This window comes from Kribbella sp. NPDC020701 (genome assembly GCF_055562215.1).
The window spans coordinates 166174-188642 of record NZ_JBVHFT010000006.1 but is presented as its reverse complement, the minus strand read 5'-3'; the positions used below and the strand labels follow the sequence as shown (position 1 = coordinate 188642).

Genomic DNA, 22469 nt, shown 5'->3' with positions numbered 1-22469 from the left:
ATTCTCCCATGACGGATGGCAGTGACGAGCACCAGGAGGCAGTAGTGGACGGCCAAGGCAGCGATCCCCGGCCACGTCGGGGCTTCTGGTTCGGCCTGGTGGTGGCGATCGTCAAGCCGTTCATGCTGGTGTTCACCAAGCATCAGTTCACCGGCCGGGAGAACATGCCGCGGTCGGGTGGCGTGGTGTTCGCGGCCAACCACATCTCGCACTTCGATCCGTTCGTGCTCGGGTTCTACATCTGGGAGTGCCGCCGGATCCCGCGGTTCCTCGGCAAGGCGTCGGTGTTCAAGCTGCCGGTCCTCGGCCGGATCATCACCAGTGCCGGGCAGATCCCGGTGCACCGGGACTCGGCACAGGCGGCCGACGCATACCGGGATGCCGTCGCCGCGGTCGAGCGGGGCGAGTGCGTCGGCATGTATCCGGAGGGCACGATCACCCGCGACCCGGAAATGTGGCCGATGACAGGCAAGACCGGGGCGGCCCGGATCGCGCTGCAGACCGGATGCCCGGTGATCCCGATCGCCAACTGGGGTGCGCAGGAGGTCCTGAAGTCCTACACCGGCAAGATCAGGGTCCGGTTGCTGCCGCGTAAGACCATCCAGGTGCGGGCCGGGCTGCCGGTCGACCTGAGCGTGTTCCAGGGCAAGCCGCTGACCAACGAGCTGTTGCATGAGGCAACCGAGGTGATCATGCACGCGGTCGCCGAAACCCTCGGTGAACTGCGCGGCGAGACCCCGCCGAAGGAACTCTTCGACCTGCGCAAGTCCCGCAAACCCACCGACGGTGAGGAGACAGCATGACAGTGCTTTTGGCCGGGCCTCCGGCGCCGGCGTGGTCATTGGGCCTTGGCTCCCGGGAGGCCCAATGACCAAGGTGGCGGTGTTCGGTGCTGGATCCTGGGGTACGGCGTTTGCTGTCGTGCTGGCCAACGCGGGGAACCAGGTGTCCGTGTGGGGCCGGCGTGAGTCGCTGTGTGAGGCGATCAACTCCCAGCACGAGAACGCCGACTACCTGCCCGGCCTGAGACTCCCGGACGCGATCACCGCGACCCACGATCCCGCCGCGGCCGCCGATGGCGCGGAGGCCGTCGTACTCGCGGTTCCGAGTCAGTCACTGCGGGACAACCTGAAGGACTGGGCCGGCGTGTTGCCGAACGCCGTACCGCTGGTCAGCCTGATGAAGGGCGTCGAGGTCGGTACGACGAAGCGGATGAGCGAGGTGATCGCCGAGCTGACCGGTGCCGGCCCGGAGCGGATCGCGGTGGTGTCGGGTCCCAACCTGGCGCGCGAGATCGCCGAAGGACAGCCGGCCGCGTCGGTGGTCGCGTGTGCGGACGAGGGAACGGCGACCCGGTTGCAGAAGCTGTGCCATTCGCCGACGTTCCGCCCGTACACGAACAACGACGTGATCGGCTGCGAGCTCGGCGGCGCCTGCAAGAACGTGATCGCGCTGGCCGTCGGGATGGCGGTCGGCCTCGGCTTCGGCGACAACGCGCGCGCCTCCGTCATCACGCGCGGGCTGGCCGAGATCGCCCGCCTCGGTACGGCGGTCGGCGCGGACGAGCACACGTTCTCCGGGCTGGCCGGCCTGGGCGATCTGGTCGCGACGTGTTCGTCGCCCCTGTCGCGCAACCGGACCTTCGGCGAGAAGCTCGGCCAGGGCATGACGGTGGCCGAGATCGCCGGTGCCACTCGTCAGGTCGCCGAGGGCGTGAAGTCCTGCGCGTCGATCTCCGAGCTGGCCCACCACCACGACGTCGAGATGCCGATCGCCGAACACGTCACCAAGGTCGTCGCCGGCGAAATGACGCCGAAGGACATGCTGTTCAGCCTGGTCGCGCGCTCTGCCAAGTCGGAGCGTTGGGGTTGATCCCGCCCGCCTTCGCGCAATCGACGATCGATCGTGAAGGCGAGGCCGGTGCGGCGTGGCTGGCAGAGCTGCCTGGGATCGTCGAGGGGCTGTTGTCGCAGTGGGGCTGTGTGGCTGACGGTCCGGTGATGCATGGGCAGGTCGGTGTGATCGTGCCGGCGCGGTCTGCTGCTGGGCCTGCGGCGCTCAAGGTGTCCTTTCCGCATCCGGGGAACGTGCACGAGCCGGACGCCTACGCAGCTTGGGAAGGACGCGGCGCTGTTCTGCTGTACGAGCGCAATGACGATCACTTCGCGATGCTGCTCGAGCGTGTGCAGTCGTCAACGCTGTGGGAGCTCGGCGACGGCGACCAGATCGTCGCGGTGGCTGGGCGGCTCAGCAACCGGTTGTCGGTTGCGACGACTGCTGAGCTGCCGCGGTTGGCGGATCAGGCGGACAGCTGGGAGGAGGAGCTGCGCCAAGGGGCGGCGGACTTTCCAGGTGCGGTGCCCGGCGTCGCGCTGGACGCCGCGCTGGCTGTCGTCGACGAGTTGGGCCGTGACCAGCCGGACCTCCTCGTGCACGGCGACTTCCATCCCCGCAACATCCTGCGCGGCGAGCGCGAGCCGTGGCTGGCTGTCGATCCCAAGGGGTACGTCGGCGATCAAGCGTACGACGGGGCGACGTTACTCAAACCTCGTGCGCTGGCACTGATCGAGGCCGAGGACCTGATGAAGGCGTTGCGGCACGAGCTGGCCGTGTTCGCTGAAGCCGCGGAGCTCGACCCGGAACGCGTCCGGAGCTGGGCACACCTGCAGATGGTGCAGGCTGCGTTCCACGGGCGACGGCATGGCTTCGGGCGCGCCCGAAGTGGTCCGCACCTGGAGCGGATCATCGCGCTCGTGGATCAGCTCGTCGTCAGCTGGTGCTGAAGGACGAGGGTCGCCGCGCCGCGGAGGGCGGCGTCCTGGCCGGAGCTCGCGGTGACCACGCGCAGATCGGTGGTGGCCAGAGGCAACGATCTGGCATAGATCGCTTCCCGGATACCGGCCAGCAGATTGTCGCCGGCCTGGGAGAGTGAGCCGCCGACGACGATCACGGACGGGTTCAGCAGGCTGACAGCCGCGGCAAGCACTGTCCCGATCTCCCGTCCGGCTTGGCGAACCGCCGTGGTCGCGGCGGTGTTGCCCGCCCGGACCAGCTCGACAACGTCGCGACTGCCGCCGACTCCGAGTCGGGTGGCGATGGCCGCGGCGGATGCAACCGCCTCCAGGCAGCCGGTGTTGCCGCACCGGCAGAGCTCGGTGTGACCCGGTGCCTGGATGTGGCCGATGTCGCCGGCCGCACCTTGCGCGCCGCGATGGAGCCGGCCGCCGCTGATCACGCCCGCGCCGATGCCGGTGGCAACTTTCACGAACAGCAGGTGCTCGACGTCGGCGTACTCGGTCGCGTGTTCGCCGAGCGCCATGATGTTCACGTCGTTGTCGACCAGGACCGGGCCGGTGAGTTCACTGCTCAGCCGGCCGACGACGTCGTACGAGTCCCAGCCCGGCATGATCGGCGGATGGTTCGGTCTGCCTGTGCTGTGCTCGACGGGGCCCGGTAGTCCGACTCCGGTGCCGGCGAGATCCAGGACGGATCGCCGAGCTGCCCGCAGCAACACTCGTCCCAGTCGCGCGACCTCACTCAGGACCACCTCTGGCCCTTCGGCGATGTTCAGCGGGGTTGTCGACCGGTCCAGGATCTCTCCGGTCAGATCGGTGAGCGCGACCGACAGATGCGTCGCGCCAACATCCGCGGCCAGGATCAGTCGCGCCGTCGGATTGAACCGGAACCGCGCCGGCGGTCGCCCGCCGGTCGAGGCCGCTTCGCCTGACGGGACGACGAGACCCGACTCGAGCAACGCCTCGATCCGTCCGGTCACCGTGGACCGGGCCAGGCCGCTGAGGTCGATGAGTTCGGCGCGGGTCCGCGGTTGCCCGTCCAGGAGCAGGCGCAGTACGGCCGCGGTTTCCGCCGTACCGAGATCGCTCATCGCCACACTTCCGTCGCTGGGCCGGTGGACTTTTGCTTGACAGGATTCAAAAGTGTCACATAGCGTCCTTCGACGTGTCCACCAGTGCGCGCAAGCTCCGGATCGGGATCGTCGGCGGCGGCTTCATGGGCGGCGTTCACGGCAGGTCCGCGTTGGTCTCCGGAGCCTCGGTGGTCGGGGCTGTCGGCTCCTCGCCTGCAAAGGCTGAGGGAGCAGCCGAGGCGACCGGCGCCGAGCGCGGCTTCGCGACCCTCGACGAGCTCCTGGCCGCCGACATCGACGTGGTCCACGTCTGTACGCCGAACAACACGCACCTCGACGTGACGCTGAAGGCGCTCGAGGCGGGCAAGCACGTGATCTGCGAGAAGCCGCTGGCGACCTCGGTCCAGGACGCGACCGGTTTGCAAGCCGCCGCCGTCGAGAAGGACCTCGTCGGCGCGGTGCCGTTCGTCTACCGCTACCACCCGATGGTCCGCGAGTTGCGCTCACGTATCGCGGCGGGCGACGCCGGAGTGATCACCAGCCTGCACGGGTCGTATTTGCAGGACTGGCTGGCCGGTGCCGATGACCAGAACTGGCGGGTCGACGACTCCACCGGCGGTCCGTCGCGGACGTTCGCCGACATCGGGTCGCACTGGTGCGACCTGACCGAGTTCGTCACCGGTGACCGGATCGCTGCTATCAGCGCGCAACTGCGGACGGTCCGAGCGCAGCGTGGCGGTGTCGAGGTCCGCACCGAGGATCTGGCCACCGCACAGTTCCGGACCGAGGCCGGAGTGGTCGGCACCATCGTGGTCAGCCAGGTCGCGGCCGGCCGGAAGAACCGCCTGTACCTGGAGGTCTCCGGCACCGAGTCCAGCTTCGGCTTCGACCAGGAGGATCCGGACCGCCTGTGGGTCGGCCGTCGTACCGCATCGCAGGTGCTGACCCGCGACCCCGAGACGCTGAGCCCGCCCGCGGCGCGAGTGAACCGGCTGCCGGCCGGGCACGCGCAGGGGTACCAGGACGCGTTCGACTCGTTCGTCGCCGACAGCTATGCCGCTGTACTGGGCGACCAGCCGGACGGCCTGCCCGATTTCACCGCCGGAGCGCGGTCCGCCCGCGTGGTCGACGCCGTACTGCGCTCGGCCGCGAACGACAGCGCCTGGACCACAGTCGACAACGCTTAATCGCTTAGGAGCCAGTCAGATGCCTCGTCCGATCACTCTGTTCACCGGTCAGTGGGCCGACCTGCCGTTCGAGGAGGCCTGCGAGTTCGCGTCCTCGGCGGGGTACGACGGCGTGGAGATCGCCTGCTCCGGTGACCACTTCGATGTCCAGCAGGCCGTCGACGACGACTCGTACGTCCAGAGCCGCAAGGACATCCTGGAGAAGTACAACCTGCAGGTCTTCGCGATCTCGAACCACCTGGTCGGCCAGGCCGTCTGCGACAACCCGATCGACTTCCGGCACCAGGCGATCGTGCCGTCCCGGATCTGGGGCGACGGCGACGCCGAGGGCGTCCGGCAGCGGGCGGCCGAGGACCTGAAGAACACCGCGCGTGCCGCTGCGAAGCTGGGAGTGAACACCGTCATCGGCTTCACCGGCTCGTCGATCTGGCAGTACGTCGCGATGTTCCCGCCGGTGCCCGCGGAGCGGATCGAGGCCGGTTACCAGGACTTCGCCGACCGGTGGAACCCGATCCTCGACGTGTTCGACGCCGAGGGCGTGCGGTTCGCGCACGAGGTGCACCCGTCGGAGATCGCCTACGACTACTGGACCACCACGCTGACGCTGGAGGCGATCGGTCACCGCGAGGCGTTCGGGCTGAACTGGGACCCGAGCCACATGGTCTGGCAGGACATCGACCCGGTCGCGTTCCTGTGGGACTTCAAGGACCGGATCTACCACGTCGACTGCAAGGACACCCGGATGCGGGTCGGTGGCGGGCGCAACGGCCGGCTCGGCTCGCACCTGCCCTGGGGTGACCCGCGGCGCGGCTGGGACTTCTACTCCACCGGCCATGGTGACGTGCAGTGGGAGGACTGCTTCCGCGTCCTGAACTCGATCGGGTACGACGGTCCGATCTCGGTCGAGTGGGAAGACGCCGGGATGGAGCGCAAGGTCGGCGCCGCCGAGGCCGTGAACGTCATCCGCGCCCTCGCCTTCGACAAGCCCGCGGCCGCGTTCGACGCCGCCTTCGCCACGGATAAGTAGCCTCACACTCCAGGGGAGACCGGCTGTCGCACCATGAAGACGTCGACGGGGTCCTGAGACTCCACGGCGAACCCATGGCGCTCGTACAGGCGTTGTGCAGGGCTCCCCTGGAGTACGTTCAGCCGGACGACTGCGCCGTCGGCATCGCTGTCCTGCAGCAGTGTCCGGAGGACGGCTGATCCGAGCCCCCGGCCCTGGAGTTCCGGAGAGAGATAGAAGTGCTCCAGCCATCGCCCGTCCTCGGCAGGTCGTACGGCGACGGAGCCGGCGAAGGCGCCGTCGACCACGATGACGGAGGTGTGCTGCGGGGAGTAGGCGTCCCGCAGCCGCTGCCGGACCCGATGCTCGTCGAATCTCCCCAACCGCACCAGATCCGGGCGCATCACCACGGCCCGCAGCTCGACGATCGCCTCGAGATCAGCCGGCTCCGCGGAACGCAGCTCCCAGGCCACCTGGCGGTCCTCATCGATCTTCACGGCCGAAGTATCTCAGCCGTGCTCGCTGACGCCGGGCACCCCTAGGTCACTCAGGCGGTGCCGGATGAGGGAGTCGAGGCGCTGCCAGGCGGGGGAGGAGGCGTTGACGGTGGTCTGGAGGAGTTGGGGAATCGCGGTGTCCTCGGGCTGGGCAGGCAGGTCCGTGCCGTAGCGGTCGATGCTTGCGGCAACGATGCGGTCGGCCAGTTCGGTGAGGAACGGATCGGCCGGATCCAGATCGTGGGCCTGGTCGTAGGCGAGGTAGAGCTGCCGGAGGGCGGGATCGGTCAGGGCCTGCGCCTGATCGTGGAAGAAGGTGCCGGCGACCTCCGGATGGGTCGCGTAGACGACGATCCACAGGTCGCGTTCCATCCTGATCCAGCGGTCGGTGAAACCGACCTCGCTCAGCCCCGCGAGGTGGCGGTCGACCTCGGCGGGAAGCAGGCGGATGTCGCCGGCGGCGAGCTGCCGAAGCCGGCGCTGGGTCGCGCGGAGTTGCCGCATACGAGCGGTCAGATCGGCATCGATCTGCTCCAGTGCGGTCTCGAGCTCGCCCGGTGCGGACCCCAGGTCGCGGATCCGGGCGAGGGGTACGCCGGCCTCGGCCAGTGTGCGGATCCTGACCAGCTCGACGACGGCCTGCGCCGGGTACCGGCGGTAGCCGGATGAGTCTCGCTCGGGCTCGGCCAGCAGGCCTTTGGCGTGGTACACACGGACAGTTTTCGTCGACACCCCGACGTACCTGGCCAGCTGTCCGATGGTGAGCACAACTCCATTCTTGACCTTGCCCCGGGGGCAAGGTCGCATGATCGACTCATGAGCGATTGGGAGACCCTGCGCGCCCTCGCCGACGAGGGCAACGAGAAGGCGATGGACCGCCTCGCCGACCTGGCCGACGAGCGCTCCGACGTGGACGTACTGAACGAGTTGCTCGACGAGGGCAACGAGCGGGCCGGCGAGCACCTCACCCGGCGCGCGGCCGCCGCCAAAGACCTGCTGGAGCTCCAACGGATCAGCGACGCCGGCTACGAGGAGGCGGGCGACGTCCTCAACCAGTTGCTGAGTTAGGCGCGTACGCGCGGCCTGCTGCGCAGAACCGGGGCGAAGACGGCCAGGGCGGCAGCGAGGACGGTGACGACCACGAACGAGACCGTCAGATTGCTCGCCTGCGCGATGCCGCCGATGATCGACGGCGCGACCAGGCCGGAGGCGTAGGTGATGGTGGCGACGCCGGCGATCGCCTGGCTGGCGTTGGTGCCGCTCCGGGCCGCGGCCGCGAAGGCGAGCGGTACGACGACCGCGATGCCGACACCGATCAGCCCGAACCCGACCATGGCGACGACCGCGGTGGGAGCGACGACGACCAGTACGCCGCCGGCCGTGGCGACCACCCCACTCCAGCGGACCGTGCGTACGGCGCCGAACCGGTCGACCACCGCGTCACCGGTGAGCCGCGCGATCGCCATCGTCAACGCGAACCCGGTCGTCGCACCCGCCGCGACTCCGGCCGAGCTGTCGAGGATGTCGCGCAGGTAGACCGCCGACCAGTCCAGGCTGGCGCCCTCGGCGAACACCGCGCAGAACCCGACCGCCCCGATCAGCAGTGCCGACTTCGGTGGCAAGGCGAACCGCGCCGGCGGCTCCTCGTCGTCCTCGGGATGGATGTTCAGCACGAACTGACACACGACGGCCCCGACCACCGTCAGTACGACGGCCGCCACCAAATGGTGGATCTGGGCACTCAACCCGGCGTGCGCCGCGACCGTCCCGACCGCGGCACCGAGCAGCGCACCGACACTCCACATGCCGTGCAACCCGGACATGATCGACTTGTTCAGCCGGTGCTCCACCTCGACCCCGATGGCGTTCATCACGACATCGGCCATCCCCGAGGTCCCGCCGTACACCAGCAGCGCCGCGCACAACGTCCACAGGTTCGGGGCGAACGACGGCAGGATCAGCGCCAGCGTCCAGAGGGCGAGCAGGCCGCGGAGCGCCGTCCGGCTGCCGAGGCGGTGGCTCACCCGCGCGGCGAGCGGCATCATCAGGGCCGCGCCGAGCGCCGGGAACGCGAGTGCCAGCCCGAGTTGCCCCGGGGACGCGCCGGTGTGTTCCTGGATCCACGGCACCCGGGTCGCGAACGACCCCGTCACCGATCCGTGCACGCAGAAGACGGCGGCCACGGCGTACCGCGATCGCTTGACCAGCGTTGTGTCTTCAGCCACAAGCAAACACGCAATCTGTTTGAACGATCAGGCGGATGGTAGATTTCTGCGCGTGAGAAGTGCGGAACGGCATCAAGTGATCGTAGAACGACTTCGGACGCTGGACCGAGTCTCGGTCCAGGAACTGGTCGAGGCCACCGAGGCGTCGGACATGACGGTCCGCCGCGACCTCGATTTCCTCGCCGCGCAGGGCGTGCTCAAACGCGTCCACGGGGGAGCGGTGTCCTCGATGCCGTCCGGTGTCGAGCCGCCGTACTCGCTGCGCGCCCAGGCGGCGGTCGCGGCCAAGCGGGCGATCGCGAAGGCGGCGGTCGAACACATTCGCGATGGCGAGACGATCGTCCTCGACAGCGGTACGACGGCGCTGGAGACAGCGCGGCTGTTGCGCGATCGCACGCTGACGGTGATGCCGTTGTCGTTGCACGTCGCCCAGGAACTCGCCGACGCACCGCGGATCAGGCTGCTCATGCCTGGCGGTGAGGCGCGCAAGGGGGAGCTGTCACTGGTCGGTCCGCTGACCGTCGCCTCGCTGCGGGCGCTGCGGTTCGATCTGGCCGTGCTGAGTCCGTGTGCGTTCAGTTTGGACGCCGGACTGACCGCCTTCGACCTGGGCGACGCAGAGGTCAAGCAGGAGGCGATGAACGTCTCCAACCGATCGATGGTGCTCGCCGACGGCGCCAAATGGGACCGGGCTGCGCTGGCGTATGTGTGCCCGGCCGACCGGCCCGATCTGATCATCACCGACCCAGGTGCTCCGGAGGACCAACGGACCATGCTCACCCAACGCGGAGTACTCGTCGAGGTTGCCACTGCGGAGGACGCTCCTTGAGCACCACCGATCTGCGTCAGCAGACCGCACCGCCCAGAGCCGCCCGCGTCGCCACTTGGCTGTACTTCGGCCTCAATGGCTTCGCCGTCGGCATGTGGGTCGTCCACATCCCCAACATCGAGCACGCGACCGGCATCTCTCACAGCACCCTCGGCCTTCTGCTGCTGGTGCTCGGTGGCGCTGCCTTCACCGGTATGCAGGTCGCCGGCCCACTCGTCGACCGGCTCGGTCAACGCCGGCTCGTTCCGGCGGCCGGCGTACTGCTCGGCATCGCGCTGGCCGGTCCCGGCCTGGCGCACAACTGGTGGACGCTCGGCCTCGCGCTCATCCTGATCGGCTTCGGCAACGGCTCGATCGACGTCGGCATGAACGCCCAAGCCGTCGTGGTCGAACGCGGTTACCCGCGCCCGATCATGGCCGCCTTCCATGCGATGTGGTCGATCGGTGGCGCTATCGCTGCGCTGATCGGAGCCGCCACGCTGCGGGCCGGCGTACCGACGGAAGTAACCCTCGGCCTCTCCGGTGTGGTGTGCATCGTGATCGCCGTGGCCGCGCGGCCATTCTTGATCGAGGCAACTGTCGAGGAAGAGCATGAGACGGAGCAGGAGCGCGCGAAGCCGCCGGCCAAGCTGGTCTGGGCGCTCGGCGGACTCGCCTTCGGCCTGATGCTGTCGGAGGGCGTCGCCAACGACTGGGCCGCGCTGCACTTCCGCGACATCCTCGGTACGTCGGTCAGCACAGCGGCGTACGCGTACGGCGCTTTCGCGGTGGCGATGACCGTCGGACGTTTCCTCACCGACCGGGTCGCCGCAGTCGTCGGACCGGCCGCGATCGTCCGGTGGGGCGCTGCCATGGCGGCGGTCGGTCTCACCATCGTGATCGTGGTCCCGTGGGTGCCCGTGGCTCTGTTCGGCTGGGCGCTGTTCGGTCTCGGCCTGGCCGGCGGCGTACCGCAGCTCTTCACCGCCGCCGGCAACCTCGACCCCCGCGCGGCCGGTGCGCTGATGGCCCGCGTGGTCGGACTCGGGTACGTCGGTCTGCTCGCCGGGCCGGCGTTGATCGGTGGACTCGCGCACTGGATGCCGCTGAACATCGCGTTCATCCTGCCGGTCGTGCTGTGCGTCCTGACGTTCTTCGGTGGGCCGGTGCTCAAGTCCCGTTCGTGAGGGCTTGCTCGAGATCGGCCCAGAGGTCGGCGGGGTGCTCGATCCCGACGGCCAGCCGGATCAGGTCGTCCGGAATCGTCGGGACCTCGATCGGCCAGCGGCGGCGGCGTTCGAGCATCGACTCGACGCCGCCGAGGCTGGTCGCATGGACCCAGAGCTCGGTGCATTCACAGACCCGCTGAGCGGCTGCCGCGTCACCGCCGAGCTCGATGGACAGGATGGCGCCGAAGCCGGACATCTGCGCCTCGGCGCGTTTGTGACCCGGGTCTCCCGGCAGACCGGGGTAGCGCACCCGGCTGACCTTCGGGTGTTCGAGCAAACGCTGAGCCAGGAACGCCGCGTTGGATTGCGCGCGTTCCAGCCGCAGGGCGAGTGTCCGCAGGCCGCGTAGTGCTAGCCAGGCCTCCATCGGGCCGGGGATCGCGCCGAGGCTGCGGCGGCGGAGCTCGACCGCGTTCCACAGCTCCTCGTCGGCGGTGACGACCGCGCCCAGGATGACGTCCGAGTGACCGGCGATGAACTTGGTGGCCGAGTGCATCACGATGTCCGCGCCGAGTGAGATCGGCTGCTGGAGCAACGGGGTCGCGAACGTGTTGTCGACCACGACGATCGCGTCGGCGGCGCGGCCGGCCGCGGAGAGCGCCGGGATGTCGGCGACTTCCATCGCCGGGTTGGTCGGCGACTCGATCCACAGCATGTCGGCGCCGTCGACAGCGTGGATAACCGCCTCGGTGTCCGCGACGTTGACCCGGTCCACGATCAGCCGGCCGGCGTCGGCTTGCTGGTCGAGGAGCGCGAGTACGCCGGAGTACGCATGCTGTGGAGCGATCACCCGGCCGCCGACCGGGACGAGGTCGACGATCGCCGCGACGGCCGCCATGCCGGACGCGAACGCCAGCCCGCGCCCGCCTTCGAGCGCGCCGAGCGTCTCCTCCAGCGCGGACCAGGAATCGTTGCCGAACCGCCCGTAGCCACGATCCCCTCCCGCGACGTACGTCGAGCTGAAGACGGGGGAGTTGCCGACCGGCGCGTTCGGCACCCGCTCGGGGCGGCCGGCGTGGACGACAACGGTGGACGGGTCGAGATCAGGAGCCATAGCGGAAATTGTCCCTGACCTGATCAGCGGCCGCGGGGAGGGGGATACCGCCGCCGCGGAGCAGGGTCATGGCACGGCGCGCGAGGTCCCGCACCTCGGTGGCATCCGGGTTCTCGACCCAGATCCGGACCACCGTCTCGATGATGTTCATCGCGATCCCGGCGGACAGGGCGGCGGTGAACTCGGAGTCCCGGGGGGCGCTCGCGGGCAACCGGCGTACGAGCTCGTCGGTCAGGTCGTTGCGGAAGCGCCAGATGAGCTCGTTGAGGTGCGCGCTGACCGACGGGGTCTGGGCGGCCAGGTCGAAGACGGCGCGGACCCGGTCCGGGTTCTGCTCCAGCTGCTCCAGCACGCGTTCGATCACCGCCTGCAGGCCGTCCGGCAGATCCAGGCCGGGCTGCTCGCGGAACCAGGTGACCGCGTCGACCAGGCAGTCCTCGACGAACTCCAGGACCAGGGTCTCCTTGGTCGGGAAGTACCGGTACAGCGTGCTCGGGCCGACCTCCGCGGCGGCGGCGATCTGCTCGACCGTGGTCCGGCCGAAGCCGTGGTCGGAGAACAGCTCGAACGCCTTGTCCGCGATCAGCCGGCGGGTCCGTTCCCGCTTCAGCTCGCGCAGTCCCATCTCCACCTCCGCGGGCAGCGTAGCGGGTGACAGGTTCGGTAGATACCATCATATGGCAGTCACTACCAAATTCGACGAAGGGGCACCATGACCCGTCCCCTCGAGGAGATCCAGTACAAGAACAACACCCTCGTGTACGGCGTCACCGCCCCCGGTCACCTGTGAGTGACGGTGTGATCACGCTGCGATCACAAGGTATCCCGCCGCTACGGTCCGCGATCTGAAGAGCTCTTAACCGAACCCCGATCGGTTCCTGATCTCCGGGCCGCTACAGTCGAGCCGGTGAGTGAGTACTCGAGGGAAGAACAACGCAAGCCCCGCGTCGCCGTCGTGTTCGGTGGCCGGTCGAGCGAGCACGCCATCTCGTGCGTGACCGCGGCCAACGTGCTGCAGGTGATCGACCGGGACAAGTACGACGTGGTCCCGGTCGGCATCAGCACCAGCGGCCACTGGGTCCTGGAGAGCGGTGACCCGGAGCGGCTGTCGATCACCGACGGCAAGCTCCCCGAGGTGGACGTGACCGCGCTGCCGGTGCTGTTCGGCGCCAACCGCGAGCTCGTGGTGAGCGAACCCGGCCAGGTCCCGAGCACGCTCGGCGAGGTCGACGTGGTCTTCCCGCTGCTGCACGGTCCCTGGGGCGAGGACGGCACCATCCAGGGCCTGCTCGAGATGTCCGACATCCGGTACGTCGGCTCCGGCGTACTGGCCAGCGCGGTCGGCATGGACAAGCACTACATGAAGGTCGTCTTCCAGGGCGCCGGTCTTGAGGTGACGCCGTACGTCGTCATCCGCGACCGCGACTGGACCCACGACCCGGCCGCGAGCCGGGCGGCCGTGGACGCGCTCGGCTACCCGGTGTTCGTGAAGCCTGCCCGGGGCGGGTCGAGCCTGGGCATCAGCAAGGTGAACAGCCTGGACGAGCTCGACGACGCGATCGCCGAGGCACGGGCGCACGATCCGAAGGTGATCGTCGAGGCCTCCGCGAAGAACCCGCGCGAGATCGAGGTCGGCGTTCTCGGTCGCGCGGACGGCACGCCGGAGGTCAGCGTCTGCGGCGAGATCGCGGTCTCGGGTGGCGGTCACGACTTCTACGACTTCGAGACCAAGTACCTCCCCGAGGGCGAGGAGTACCTTGCTCTCTCGGTGCCGGCCGATCTTCCCGAGGAGATCGCCGGGGACATCCGGGCGAAGGCACTCACCGCCTTCGACGCGATCGAGGCCGAGGGTCTGGCGCGCGTCGACTTCTTCCTCGACGAGGACGGCCGGGTGATCATCAACGAGATCAACACCATGCCGGGCTTCACCCCGACCAGCATGTTCCCCCGCCTGTGGGCGGCCTCGGGCGTCGACTACCCAGCCCTGGTCGAACGCCTCCTGACGCTCGCCGCAACCCGCCCCACCGGCCTTCGCTGAAACTCCCACGCGGGCGCCCGCCATGAAAGCGGGTTGAAATCCTGCGGTCCTACGGTCACCTCAGTGGCCCCGGTCCGCAGGTGGCCCTGGAGGGGAGCAGGTCTATGTCCACAGCAGTGCTCGACGCCCGACGCAACCCACATCCGCTACCGCGTCCGCCGCTCATAGTCGGCTCGCGCGGGCGTGGAGGTAACGCTGCTGCGGGAGGCTGGTCGTCCTGCTCGCGGCCTCCTCGTACGCCGCCCTCGCACCGACTGTGTCGCCCGACATCTCCAGCAGATGAGCTCGGACCGCCGACAACCGGTGATCCTTCGCAATCCGCTCGTCGTCTTCGATCGAACCGAGGAGCACGAGACCCTCATCCGCCCCACGCGCCATCGCCACCGCGACGACGTGATTGAGCGCGACCATCGGATTGTCGGTCAGCTGCAACAGCACCTCGTACAGCGCGACGATCTGCACCCAGTCGGTCTCCTCGGCCGACGGCGCCTCGTCGTGCACCGCCGCGATCGCCGCCTGCAGCTGATACGGCCCGACCGGGCCTCGAGGCAGCGCCGCGGTGATCAGCTCGACGCCCTCCCGAATCAGCTCCGGGATCCACAGCGACCGGTCCTGCTCGGCCATCGGCACCAGCTCCCCGAGCGGACCGGTCCGAGCCGGACGACGCGCATCGGTCAGCAACATCAGCGCCAGCATGCCCGCGACCTCGCTGTCGTCCGGCAGCAGCCGGTGCAGCATCCGCGCCAACCGGATCCCCTCGGCCGCCAACTCGACCCGTTGCAGGCTCGGCCCCGTCGTACTCGCGTAGCCCTCGGTGAAGATCAGGTACACGACCTTGAGCACCGCGCCCAGCCGCTCGTCCCGGTCGGCCGGCAGGGTGAACCGCGCGCCGCTGTCCTGCACGCTCGCCTTCGCCCGGGTGATCCGTCGCGTCATCGTTGCCTCGGGCACCAGGAAGGCCCGGGCGATCTCCGCGGTGGTGAGACCACCGACCGCCCGCAACGTCAACGCGATCTGCGACGCGGGCGACAGCGACGGATGGCAGCACATGAACAGCAGGACCAGCGTGTCGTCGGTGTCCGCGACCGGCTCACCAGGCAACGCCCACTGCGCCACCCGGTCCTCCCGCCGCTGACGGGCCTGCTCCCGGCGGAGCAGATCCGTCAGCCGGCGCGAAGCCACCCTGATCAGCCACCCGCGGGGGTTGTCCGGCACGCCTTCTTCCGGCCACTGCTGCGCCGCCGCGAGCAACGCCTCCTGCACCGCGTCCTCGGCGGTGTCGAAGTGCCCGTACCGCCGGACCAGCGCCCCGAGCACCTGCGGCGCCAGCTCCCGCAAGAGGTCCTCGAGAGCGATGGTCATGTCAGGTCACTCCACCAGGTCGTCGCGGCCCTCGATCACTGGGCGGACGTCGGCGTACGCGGTCGCGCGGACGAACTCCGGCGCCGGTGTGTCGCCGAGTCTGGCGGCGATCTCGGTCGCCCGGTCGAAGGACTCGCATTCCACGATCCAGTAACCGGCGAGCACCTCCTGGGTCTCGGCGTACGGGCCGTCGGTCACCACCGAGGCACCGTCCTTCGAGCCCAGGCGCCGGGTCAGCACCGGCGCCGCCAGCGCGCGGGTCTCGACCAGCTCACCTGACTCGGCCAGGTCTCCGTTGAACTTCTCCATGAACGCGCCCATCGCCGCGAAGTCCTCGCCCGTCCAGGCCGGCTTCCCGGTGTCCTTGCCCGCCATCCCGTCGTAGTCCTGCTGCGACGCGTAGGTCAGGATCATGTACTTCATCGGATTCTCCCGTCGTCCAGGCACCCACCGCGGGCACCTCTCATCCGAAACGTCGCCCCCACCGGCCCGAACCGGACACCAACCGCAGAGCAACCTTCTCGACAGGGAGTATGCCGTCGTCAGGTACAGGGCGTGACGAGTTTGTTGAACCTGTGGACAGCGTCCGACACGTCGGTGAGGGCGTTGGCTTCGGGGGCGTATTTCGAGGGGACGGCGACCTCGAGGTAGAGGGCTCGGCCGATGGTGGTGAAGATGACGCCGTTGGTGACTTCCTTGGCGAACCAGCCGATCCCGTTCACCTCGAAGCATTGCGACTGCGCCTCGGCCATCCCGGCCGGCGGGGCGACGCCACACGTGACCTCGATCGGCGGATCGCCGTACGCGGTGGTCAGCGGACTCTCCGGTGTCGTCGTGCGCCGCTTGCCGTCCAGCACCTTCTCGGGCAAGGCCTTCACGAGGTCGGCGCAGGCGGCGGCGACGTCGGGCGCGGGGGAGGGGACCGGAACGGGCGCAGGACCGGCACTGCACCCGGCCAGCACGATCAGGCCGAGTGCAGCGAACAGGACTTTGGGCATGCGAAAGATGGGCGGGACCCCGGGATTCGGTTCAGATGTGGACGACAGGACAGGTCAGCGTACGAGTGATGCCGGGCACGTTCTGGACCCGGGCAACCACCAGCTTGCCCAGTTCGTCGACGTTGCGGGCTTCCGCGCGGACGATCACGTCGTACGGACCGGTGACGTCCTCGGCCAGGGTGACGCCCTGGACCTCGGCGATCTGTGCCGCGACGTCGGCCGCCTTGCCGACCTCGGTCTGGATCAGGATGTAGGCCTGGACCACCACGTCGTTCTCCACTCAGTCGTCCTCAGCTGGCTCCGGCCACCGGTACTGCGAGACAGCCGGGCGTACTCTTCGTTGCCCGGTCACGGTACCGCCTAGACTCCGGTTGGCGATATGGGAGGTCTGTTGACGTGACAGAGACGTTGGGGAGCACGGGTGAGTTCGGCCTGATCGAGGCCGTCACCAAAGGGCTGTCCACAGGTGAGGACGTCCTGGTCGGCCCCGGTGACGACGCTGCCGTGATGGCGGTGCCGGACGGTCGGATGGTGATCACGACGGACCTGCTGGTGGAGGGCCGGCACTTCCGCCAGGACTGGTCGTCGGCGTACGACGTGGGCCGCAAGGCCGCCGCGCAGAACCTGGCCGACATCATGGCGATGGGAGCGCGGCCGACGGCGCTGGTGGTCGGCTTCGGCGCGCCCGCCGACCTGCCGACGGCCTGGGCGCTGGAGCTCAACCAGGGCCTGGTGGACGAGTGCGAGCTGGTCGAGGTGAGCATCGTCGGCGGTGACACGGTCCAGGCGGACAAGATCGTCGTCTCGGTGACGGCGTTCGGTTCGCTGGACGGACGTGCACCGGTGCTGCGGTCGGGCGCGCGCCCAGGTGACGAGGTCGCGTACATCGGCCGACTGGGCTGGGCCGAGGCCGGCTGGGCGGTGCTGGCACGCGGGTTCCGCTCGCCACGGGCCGTGGTCGAGGCGCATCGCCGACCACAACCGCCGTACGCCGAGGGTCCGCGGGCCGCACTCGCCGGAGCGTCCTCGCTGTGCGATGTGAGCGACGGACTGCTCGCCGACCTCGGACACATCGCGGTGGCGAGTGAGGTCGCCATCGATGTGCATACGCAGGCCTTGAGCGTGCCCGAGCCGCTGCAGGCGGTTGCAGCCGCGACCGGGGTGGACGCGCTGAAGTTCGTCCTGACCGGTGGTGAGGACCACGCGCTGGTCGGCACCTTCGAACCGGCCGACGTGCCCGAGGGCTGGACCGTCATCGGCTCGGTTGCCGAGGGCAACCAGGATCGCCAGGCCGGGACCGTGACGGTGGACGGCGCGCCGTATGCTGCCGAGTCCGGTCACGCCCACTTCAGGAGTTGAGATGCTGCCCAGAGTGCTGACCATCGCCGGCTCCGACTCCGGTGGCGGAGCCGGGATCCAGGCGGACCTGAAGACGATGCTGGCCAACGGCGTGCACGGGATGAGCGTACTGACCGCGATCACGGCGCAGAACAGTCTCGGCGTCCAGGGGGCGTGGGAGCTGCCGGAAGAGCAGGTCCGGGCCCAGTTCCACAGCGTGGTGGACGACATCGGCGTCGACGCGGTGAAGACCGGCATGCTGGCCTCGGCGTCGATGGTCCGCGTGGTCGCCTCCCTACTGCGCACGCTGCCGCCGTCCGTGCCGGTCGTGGTCGACCCGGTGTCGGTGTCGAAGCACGGCGACGCGTTGCTCGCCGCCGACGCCATGGAGTCCGTACGCTCCGAGATCGTCCCGCTGGCCACCGTCCTCACACCGAACCTCACCGAGCTCGGACCGGTCGCCGGAGTCGACTTGGAGGCCGTGGAGGACCGAGAGCTCGCGGCCAAGCTCTTGTTGGACGCAGGTGCGTCGTGGGTCCTGGTGAAGGGCGGTCACGACGTCGGTACGGCGTCAGTGGACGTGCTGCACGGTCCAGGGGTACGCCGGTCCTACAGTGCGGTCCGGGCGGACAACCGGCACACGCACGGCACCGGATGCACTCTGGCCAGTGCAATAGCGTCGTACCTGGCCCGTGGGTACGACGTACCGAGCGCAGTGGGTGCTGCGAAGGAGTACGTGACCGGGGCGATCGGGGCGGGGTTCGCACTCGGTGGTGGGATCGGTCCAGTCGACCATGCGTGGAGATTTCGAGGGAGTGGCAGTTGACGAACCAGCAGCCCCCGGTCGACGGGTACTGCGAGCAGTGCGGATTCAACTACGACACGGGTGACCTACAGGGCACCGTGACTCTGCTCGTCCGGCAGGCGGCCGAGTGCAGCATGGCGCTGACCAAGGCCGCGGCCGGTCCGGACCCGAACGTCGTCCGGCTGCGGCCGAAGCCGGAGGTGTGGTCGGCGATCGAGTACGCGTGCCACGTGCGCGACGTACTCGAGGTGCAGCGGCTGCGGATCGCGCAGTGCCTGGCGGAGGACCGGCCGGTGTACGCGCCGATGGACCGGACCGGTCGGGTCAAGCAGCTCAAGTACGAGAACCAGGACCCGATGGAGGTCGCGGCCGCGCTGATGCGGTTCGCCCGGGAGTTCGGTGCCGCCGCCCGTGTGCTCACGCCGCCGCAGCTCGGTCGGCTGGGGCTCTACAACTACCCGGTACGAGCGCCGCGCTCGCTGGGCTGGATCATCCGCCACACCGCACACGAGATCCAGCACCACCGACTCGACCTCACCACGATCCTGGCGCAGGTCGAACCCCCGATCGTCCCCAAGCCGCAGCCGGCCCCTGAAGAAATCACTGAAGAGGGTGCCGGGGAAGCTCAGACCGAGGAGGCTGAGCCGGAGCCGGGGCAGGGACTGTCGGCCAGCTCGGAGACTGCCGGCTAGTGCTGTGCTGCCCAGGCGGCGATGGCCGGCTCGCTGGTGAGGTGGTCGAGGGCCAGCGCCGCCGCACCGCGGAGCGGACCATCGGGCTCGTGCTTCGCGGCGAGGACCGGCGGGGGAGAGCCCCGGTGGAAGGTCATCAGGCCGGCTAGGTAGGCCTGCTGGAACGTGGCCTCGGCCGCCGCCCTGAGTGGGATGGCCAGGCCGCCGATGGTGACCACATCCGGGTCATGGGCGTTGACGAGTCCGGCGATGCCGCTGGCGAGGGCAGTGACCACCTTGGTGACCGCACGACCCGTAGCGCGGTCGGTGCGGAGCAGGATGCCCTCGGTGTAGGCGTACGGGTCGTCCGGTGCGGGCTCCTTGAGGTGTCTGGCCAATGCGCGCCCGTCGATCTCCAGATCCCAGCATCCGCGTGCACCACACGGACACAGCCGCGTGCGATCACCGAACGGGATGTGCCCATACTCGCCGCCTGCTCCGGACGCACCCTGCGCCGGCACACCGTCGATCAGCAGCGTCCCACCGAGTCCCACCTCGACGATGAGGTGCAGCGCCGTACCAGCCCCAGCGGCAGCACCAGTGCGAGCCTCGGCCACCCCGCTGAGCGTCGCGTCGTTGCCGGCGAAGAGTGTGAGCCCCGTGCCGGCAGTGACCGTCTCGAGGTCCAGCTCGAACCACTCCAGCGTCGGCGCCTGCATCAAATGGTTGTCACGGATAGTCCCCGGTACTGCGAGGCTCACGACGCGCAGCCGATCCCCGTACTCCTCCTGAACCCGCTTCACTTCCCGCTGCAGATTGCTGAGCACCACCTGCGGCCGCCTGCTCCGATGACGCTTGTACTGCTGGTCCTGAAGCGACCCGTCGAGCGTGGCGATCGCACTCCGCCAACTGCCTTGCCGCAGATCGAGCGCCAGCACCACGGGCCCCCGCGGATGCGCCCGCAGCACTGTGGTCGGCCGTCCACGCCCCTGACTGGGCGCAGGAACCTCGGTGAGCAGATGTACGCCGCGTAGCCGAGCAGTCACCTCTGTCGCCGAACCTGTGCTCAACCGCAACGCCCGCGCCACAGCGGCCCGGGTGATCCCGGGCTGTCGGCTGACTTGTGTCAGCACGTCCGAAGCCGTCTGCCACTGTCCCCGGCGCACTGGAGTCATAGCATCCTTTTACCTTATGCTCGGAGGACGAGTTTAATTGGAGGGGTGATGGGGCTTCCCGACGTCCGCGCGGTGCTGTTCGACATGGATGGCACGCTGGTCGATTCCGACGCTGTTGTCGACCGGACCTGGACCCACTGGGCGGGGGAGTACGGCATACCCGCCGCCGAGGTCCTCGCGATCGCGCACGGCAGCCCGGCCGAGGCGACCATCGCCCGGTTGCGGCCCGACCTTTCGCCGGACGAGCTGGCGGCGGCGGTCGCGCGAATACTGGACCTCGAATGCGACGACTTGTCCGACGTAGTGCCCACGCCGGGCGCGCATGAACTGACCAGCACGCTGGAGCGGCTCGGTCTGGCGTGGGCGGTCTACACCAGTGCGTCCAACCGGCTGGCGAAGGTCCGCCTGGAGGCGGCGGGGATCTCACCGTCGATCCTGGTCACGTTGGACGACGTCACCCGCGGCAAGCCCGATCCGGAGGGCTATCTGCGAGCCGCCGAGCTCCTCGGCGTACCTGCTGAGCACTGTCTGGTCGTCGAGGACACCACGGTCGGCCTGGCAGCCGGCCGAGCCTCCGGCGCCACGACAGCCGGTCTCAAGGGCGTGCCCGCCGACATCCAGCTCCCGGACCTCCATCAGCTCGTCGCTCTGTTCCTGGAGGATGGCGGGTCGACCGACCTGAGCGCCGAATGAACCCGGGGTCCGCAACCCGAGGGGATGAGGTCCGGATCGGTATCGGGCTGTCATCCATGGGGTTCGTGCTGGCCGGCCTCGGTGCCTGCATTGCGATCCTGGCCCGGGATCTGGACGAACCTACGAGCCGGCTGGCGCTCTTGTCGTCGGGATTTGCGCTCGGGCTTCTGATCGTGGCGGTGGTCGGCCCGCGGCTGCTGCGGTCGTGGTCGATGCAGAACGCTCTCGCGATCGGTGCGGTCGGCTGCGCGGTGGGGACGGTGCTGCTCGCGCTGGCTCCGGTGTACGCCGTCGCGATCGCCGGCGGCCTGTTCGTCGGGTTGGGCGGCGCGCTGATGGTTCTCGTCACCCCGCTCATGCTGGACGGGCCGACCGCGGCGTCACGCCTGAGCCGCGTCAACGCGGTCGCCAGCGCTACCGGCATCCTCGCGCCCATCACCATCGGCGCCATCGACTCCCTCGGCGCCACCGGCCGCCTGGCCATGCTCGCCGCAACCCCGCCCCTTCTTCTCCTCGCAATCCTCACCCGACGCGCGAAGCCGGCCCACCAGCTCGACGAGCCGTACGCGCCCGTCCTGATCGACTCCGCACCCGCAGTAGGCCTCGGCCGGAAATGGCTGGGCACCCGCCGCGAAGCGGGAGCCGGCCGTCGGCGACTGGAGCGGCAGGTGGTGGTGGCGGTGGGGCTCGGTTGGCTGCGGGTGGTGCTGGCCGTGGCCGTCGAGTTCTGTTTCGTGGTGTGGGCGGTGGCCCGGCTGGTGGCCACTGGGTTGCCAACGGCAACAGCCGCACTGCTCGGCAGCGCGTTCCCCATCGGTATGGCGATCGGACGGGCGATCGGCCCGATCCACTGGCGCGGCTGGTCACCCGTCGTACCCGCCGGGATCTTCGCGGCCGCAGGCACGCTGCTCGTCAGCCTGTTCGACGCACCCGCGGTGGTCGCTGTCGGCCTGGCAGTCGCCGGCCTCGGCGTGGCGCCGCTCTACCCGGTCACTCTGGCCGCCCTGGTCGCAACCCCCGGCCTCAGCCCGGCGCGTCTGGCGGCAATCGGAGCCCTAGCCTCCGGTACGGCGATCCTCGTCGCCCCCGCGGCCCTCGCCGTACTCGCCCGTGTCGTCGACCTGCGAACGGCGTACCTCATCACCCTCCCCCTCCTCGCCGCCCTCTTCCTGCTGAGCCGTCGCCCGAAAACCTCGGCGACCGGCCACCCGGACGAGAGCACCGGACGAGACGACCTCCACCTCCGCCGCGACCCCGCCGACGGCGCCGCCCGACTCGCCCCACCCGTCCCGCACGTCGACTGACACGGCGAGTGCGGACCTGCAGGCCATCACAATTGCCGACTCCCGCCACTCGTGAGCGGCAGGTCGTCATCGACGGCGGTGTTGTGATGGCCTGGCGGTCCGCGTCAACCGAGCAACTGGGATGACGCGCATGGAGTGTTTCGCCGCCTGGCGTCTTCGCCGCTGAAGATCGGCCCGCCGCGTCGCGAACTGCGAGCGGGTCGCGCGCTGC

Annotated in this window: 25 protein-coding genes; 14 read left to right on the top strand and 11 right to left on the bottom strand. The window is 69.3% G+C overall.

Annotated features, from left to right (window positions below):
• The first annotated feature begins 8 nt into the window (after nucleotides 1-8).
• The 3 genes from ACZ3HV_RS16490 to ACZ3HV_RS16480 all read left to right on the top strand — a co-directional run bounded on the left by ACZ3HV_RS16490 (nucleotide 9) and on the right by ACZ3HV_RS16480 (nucleotide 2783).
• Complete coding sequence (locus ACZ3HV_RS16490) at nucleotides 9-803, top strand: lysophospholipid acyltransferase family protein (protein WP_465685092.1); 795 nt, start codon at nucleotides 9-11, stop codon at nucleotides 801-803.
• 64 nt (nucleotides 804-867) lie between these two features.
• Entirely contained in the window at nucleotides 868-1872 is a 1005-nt protein-coding gene (locus tag ACZ3HV_RS16485) for an NAD(P)H-dependent glycerol-3-phosphate dehydrogenase (protein WP_465685090.1), read from the top strand.
• Nucleotides 1869-2783 (top strand): aminoglycoside phosphotransferase family protein, encoded by a 915-nt coding sequence (locus ACZ3HV_RS16480; protein WP_465685088.1) that lies wholly within the window; start codon nucleotides 1869-1871, stop codon nucleotides 2781-2783. The genes ACZ3HV_RS16485 and ACZ3HV_RS16480 overlap by 4 nt, the downstream gene beginning before the upstream one ends.
• On the opposite strand, the gene ACZ3HV_RS16475 is transcribed toward ACZ3HV_RS16480, so the two are convergent.
• Nucleotides 2759-3886 (bottom strand): ROK family protein, encoded by a 1128-nt coding sequence (locus ACZ3HV_RS16475; protein WP_465685086.1) that lies wholly within the window; start codon nucleotides 3884-3886, stop codon nucleotides 2759-2761. The two genes, ACZ3HV_RS16480 and ACZ3HV_RS16475, sit on opposite strands and share 25 nt — an antisense overlap.
• 74 nt (nucleotides 3887-3960) lie before the next feature.
• Here ACZ3HV_RS16475 and ACZ3HV_RS16470 point away from each other — a divergent pair, with 74 nt between their 5' ends.
• Complete coding sequence (locus ACZ3HV_RS16470) at nucleotides 3961-5055, top strand: Gfo/Idh/MocA family protein (protein ID WP_465685084.1); 1095 nt, start codon at nucleotides 3961-3963, stop codon at nucleotides 5053-5055.
• Nucleotides 5056-5074: 19 nt separating this feature from the next.
• Complete coding sequence (locus ACZ3HV_RS16465; RefSeq protein ID WP_465685082.1) at nucleotides 5075-6082, top strand: sugar phosphate isomerase/epimerase family protein; 1008 nt, start codon at nucleotides 5075-5077, stop codon at nucleotides 6080-6082.
• A gap of 2 nt (nucleotides 6083-6084) precedes the next feature.
• On the opposite strand, the gene ACZ3HV_RS16460 is transcribed toward ACZ3HV_RS16465, so the two are convergent.
• Complete coding sequence (locus ACZ3HV_RS16460) at nucleotides 6085-6558, bottom strand: GNAT family N-acetyltransferase (protein WP_465685080.1); 474 nt, start codon at nucleotides 6556-6558, stop codon at nucleotides 6085-6087.
• A gap of 12 nt (nucleotides 6559-6570) precedes the next feature.
• Nucleotides 6571-7326: a MerR family transcriptional regulator gene (locus tag ACZ3HV_RS16455; protein ID WP_465685078.1), complete on the bottom strand. Its 756-nt coding sequence runs from the start codon at nucleotides 7324-7326 to the stop codon at nucleotides 6571-6573.
• 48 nt (nucleotides 7327-7374) lie between these two features.
• Between ACZ3HV_RS16455 and ACZ3HV_RS16450 the strand changes: the two genes are divergently transcribed.
• Entirely contained in the window at nucleotides 7375-7626 is a 252-nt protein-coding gene (locus ACZ3HV_RS16450) for a hypothetical protein (RefSeq protein ID WP_465685076.1), read from the top strand.
• On the opposite strand, the gene ACZ3HV_RS16445 is transcribed toward ACZ3HV_RS16450, so the two are convergent.
• Nucleotides 7623-8783, bottom strand: coding sequence for an MFS transporter (locus tag ACZ3HV_RS16445; protein ID WP_465685074.1), 1161 nt, complete (start codon nucleotides 8781-8783; stop codon nucleotides 7623-7625). The genes ACZ3HV_RS16450 and ACZ3HV_RS16445 overlap by 4 nt on opposite strands.
• A gap of 76 nt (nucleotides 8784-8859) precedes the next feature.
• Between ACZ3HV_RS16445 and ACZ3HV_RS16440 the strand changes: the two genes are divergently transcribed.
• Together ACZ3HV_RS16440 and ACZ3HV_RS16435 are read left to right on the top strand one after the other, a co-directional pair.
• Nucleotides 8860-9612, top strand: coding sequence for a DeoR/GlpR family DNA-binding transcription regulator (locus tag ACZ3HV_RS16440; protein WP_465685072.1), 753 nt, complete (start codon nucleotides 8860-8862; stop codon nucleotides 9610-9612).
• Entirely contained in the window at nucleotides 9609-10778 is a 1170-nt protein-coding gene (locus ACZ3HV_RS16435) for an MFS transporter (protein ID WP_465685070.1), read from the top strand. Before ACZ3HV_RS16440 ends, ACZ3HV_RS16435 begins: the two co-directional genes overlap by 4 nt.
• Here the strand turns inward: ACZ3HV_RS16435 and ACZ3HV_RS16430 are convergent.
• Entirely contained in the window at nucleotides 10762-11874 is a 1113-nt protein-coding gene (locus ACZ3HV_RS16430) for a trans-sulfuration enzyme family protein (protein ID WP_465685068.1), read from the bottom strand. The two genes, ACZ3HV_RS16435 and ACZ3HV_RS16430, sit on opposite strands and share 17 nt — an antisense overlap.
• Nucleotides 11864-12499, bottom strand: a complete 636-nt coding sequence (locus ACZ3HV_RS16425) for a TetR/AcrR family transcriptional regulator (RefSeq protein WP_465685066.1) — start codon at nucleotides 12497-12499, stop codon at nucleotides 11864-11866. The genes ACZ3HV_RS16430 and ACZ3HV_RS16425 overlap by 11 nt, the downstream gene beginning before the upstream one ends.
• Nucleotides 12500-12781: 282 nt before the next feature.
• Here ACZ3HV_RS16425 and ACZ3HV_RS16420 point away from each other — a divergent pair, with 282 nt between their 5' ends.
• Entirely contained in the window at nucleotides 12782-13912 is a 1131-nt protein-coding gene (locus tag ACZ3HV_RS16420; protein WP_465685064.1) for a D-alanine--D-alanine ligase family protein, read from the top strand.
• 162 nt (nucleotides 13913-14074) lie between these two features.
• Here ACZ3HV_RS16420 and ACZ3HV_RS16415 read toward each other — a convergent pair whose 3' ends face one another.
• The 4 genes from ACZ3HV_RS16415 to ACZ3HV_RS16400 all read right to left on the bottom strand — a co-directional run bounded on the left by ACZ3HV_RS16415 (nucleotide 14075) and on the right by ACZ3HV_RS16400 (nucleotide 16540).
• Complete coding sequence (locus ACZ3HV_RS16415; protein WP_465685062.1) at nucleotides 14075-15274, bottom strand: RNA polymerase sigma factor; 1200 nt, start codon at nucleotides 15272-15274, stop codon at nucleotides 14075-14077.
• A gap of 6 nt (nucleotides 15275-15280) precedes the next feature.
• On the bottom strand, nucleotides 15281-15697 hold the full coding sequence (locus tag ACZ3HV_RS16410; protein ID WP_465685060.1) for a YciI family protein: 417 nt from the start codon (nucleotides 15695-15697) through the stop codon (nucleotides 15281-15283).
• 119 nt (nucleotides 15698-15816) lie between these two features.
• Nucleotides 15817-16272, bottom strand: coding sequence for a DUF3515 domain-containing protein (locus ACZ3HV_RS16405; protein WP_465685058.1), 456 nt, complete (start codon nucleotides 16270-16272; stop codon nucleotides 15817-15819).
• A 31-nt stretch (nucleotides 16273-16303) separates the two neighbouring features.
• Nucleotides 16304-16540 carry an Lrp/AsnC family transcriptional regulator gene (locus tag ACZ3HV_RS16400; protein ID WP_184806149.1) on the bottom strand — a complete coding sequence of 79 codons (237 nt, stop codon included), beginning with the start codon at nucleotides 16538-16540 and terminating at the stop codon, nucleotides 16304-16306.
• A 128-nt stretch (nucleotides 16541-16668) separates the two neighbouring features.
• On the opposite strand from ACZ3HV_RS16400, the gene ACZ3HV_RS16395 reads away from it, so the two are divergent.
• From ACZ3HV_RS16395 to ACZ3HV_RS16385, 3 genes are read left to right on the top strand one after another with little or no spacing between them, the layout of a single operon-like run.
• Nucleotides 16669-17631 (top strand): thiamine-phosphate kinase, encoded by a 963-nt coding sequence (locus tag ACZ3HV_RS16395; RefSeq protein WP_465685056.1) that lies wholly within the window; start codon nucleotides 16669-16671, stop codon nucleotides 17629-17631.
• Between the two features lies 1 nt (nucleotide 17632).
• Complete coding sequence (thiD, locus tag ACZ3HV_RS16390) at nucleotides 17633-18436, top strand: bifunctional hydroxymethylpyrimidine kinase/phosphomethylpyrimidine kinase (RefSeq protein ID WP_465685054.1); 804 nt, start codon at nucleotides 17633-17635, stop codon at nucleotides 18434-18436.
• Entirely contained in the window at nucleotides 18433-19107 is a 675-nt protein-coding gene (locus ACZ3HV_RS16385; protein WP_465685052.1) for a DinB family protein, read from the top strand. Before thiD ends, ACZ3HV_RS16385 begins: the two co-directional genes overlap by 4 nt.
• On the opposite strand, the gene ACZ3HV_RS16380 is transcribed toward ACZ3HV_RS16385, so the two are convergent.
• Nucleotides 19104-20132, bottom strand: a complete 1029-nt coding sequence (locus ACZ3HV_RS16380) for an ROK family protein (RefSeq protein ID WP_465685050.1) — start codon at nucleotides 20130-20132, stop codon at nucleotides 19104-19106. The two genes, ACZ3HV_RS16385 and ACZ3HV_RS16380, sit on opposite strands and share 4 nt — an antisense overlap.
• Before the next feature lie 177 nt (nucleotides 20133-20309).
• On the opposite strand from ACZ3HV_RS16380, the gene ACZ3HV_RS16375 reads away from it, so the two are divergent.
• Together ACZ3HV_RS16375 and ACZ3HV_RS16370 are read left to right on the top strand one after the other, a co-directional pair.
• Nucleotides 20310-20954: an HAD-IA family hydrolase gene (locus ACZ3HV_RS16375; RefSeq protein WP_465685048.1), complete on the top strand. Its 645-nt coding sequence runs from the start codon at nucleotides 20310-20312 to the stop codon at nucleotides 20952-20954.
• 56 nt (nucleotides 20955-21010) lie between these two features.
• Nucleotides 21011-22258, top strand: a complete 1248-nt coding sequence (locus ACZ3HV_RS16370; RefSeq protein ID WP_465685046.1) for an MFS transporter — start codon at nucleotides 21011-21013, stop codon at nucleotides 22256-22258.
• Nucleotides 22259-22469: the final 211 nt, after the last annotated feature.

What these genes read in the sequence shown, in the direction of transcription:
- thiD (WP_465685054.1), top strand. Translation starts at nt 17,633, where the DNA reads ATGCTGCCCAGAGTGCTGACCATCGCCGGCTCCGACTCCGGTGGCGGA.
- ACZ3HV_RS16485 (WP_465685090.1), top strand. Translation starts at nt 868, where the DNA reads ATGACCAAGGTGGCGGTGTTCGGTGCTGGATCCTGGGGTACGGCGTTT.
- ACZ3HV_RS16370 (WP_465685046.1), top strand. Translation starts at nt 21,011, where the DNA reads ATGGGGTTCGTGCTGGCCGGCCTCGGTGCCTGCATTGCGATCCTGGCC.
- ACZ3HV_RS16405 (WP_465685058.1), bottom strand. Translation starts at nt 16,272, where the DNA reads ATGCCCAAAGTCCTGTTCGCTGCACTCGGCCTGATCGTGCTGGCCGGG.
- ACZ3HV_RS16430 (WP_465685068.1), bottom strand. Translation starts at nt 11,874, where the DNA reads ATGGCTCCTGATCTCGACCCGTCCACCGTTGTCGTCCACGCCGGCCGC.
- ACZ3HV_RS16410 (WP_465685060.1), bottom strand. Translation starts at nt 15,697, where the DNA reads ATGAAGTACATGATCCTGACCTACGCGTCGCAGCAGGACTACGACGGG.
- ACZ3HV_RS16425 (WP_465685066.1), bottom strand. Translation starts at nt 12,499, where the DNA reads ATGGGACTGCGCGAGCTGAAGCGGGAACGGACCCGCCGGCTGATCGCG.
- ACZ3HV_RS16450 (WP_465685076.1), top strand. Translation starts at nt 7,375, where the DNA reads ATGAGCGATTGGGAGACCCTGCGCGCCCTCGCCGACGAGGGCAACGAG.
- ACZ3HV_RS16465 (WP_465685082.1), top strand. Translation starts at nt 5,075, where the DNA reads ATGCCTCGTCCGATCACTCTGTTCACCGGTCAGTGGGCCGACCTGCCG.
- ACZ3HV_RS16415 (WP_465685062.1), bottom strand. Translation starts at nt 15,274, where the DNA reads ATGACCATCGCTCTCGAGGACCTCTTGCGGGAGCTGGCGCCGCAGGTG.
- ACZ3HV_RS16475 (WP_465685086.1), bottom strand. Translation starts at nt 3,886, where the DNA reads ATGAGCGATCTCGGTACGGCGGAAACCGCGGCCGTACTGCGCCTGCTC.
- ACZ3HV_RS16375 (WP_465685048.1), top strand. Translation starts at nt 20,310, where the DNA reads ATGGGGCTTCCCGACGTCCGCGCGGTGCTGTTCGACATGGATGGCACG.
- ACZ3HV_RS16490 (WP_465685092.1), top strand. Translation starts at nt 9, where the DNA reads ATGACGGATGGCAGTGACGAGCACCAGGAGGCAGTAGTGGACGGCCAA.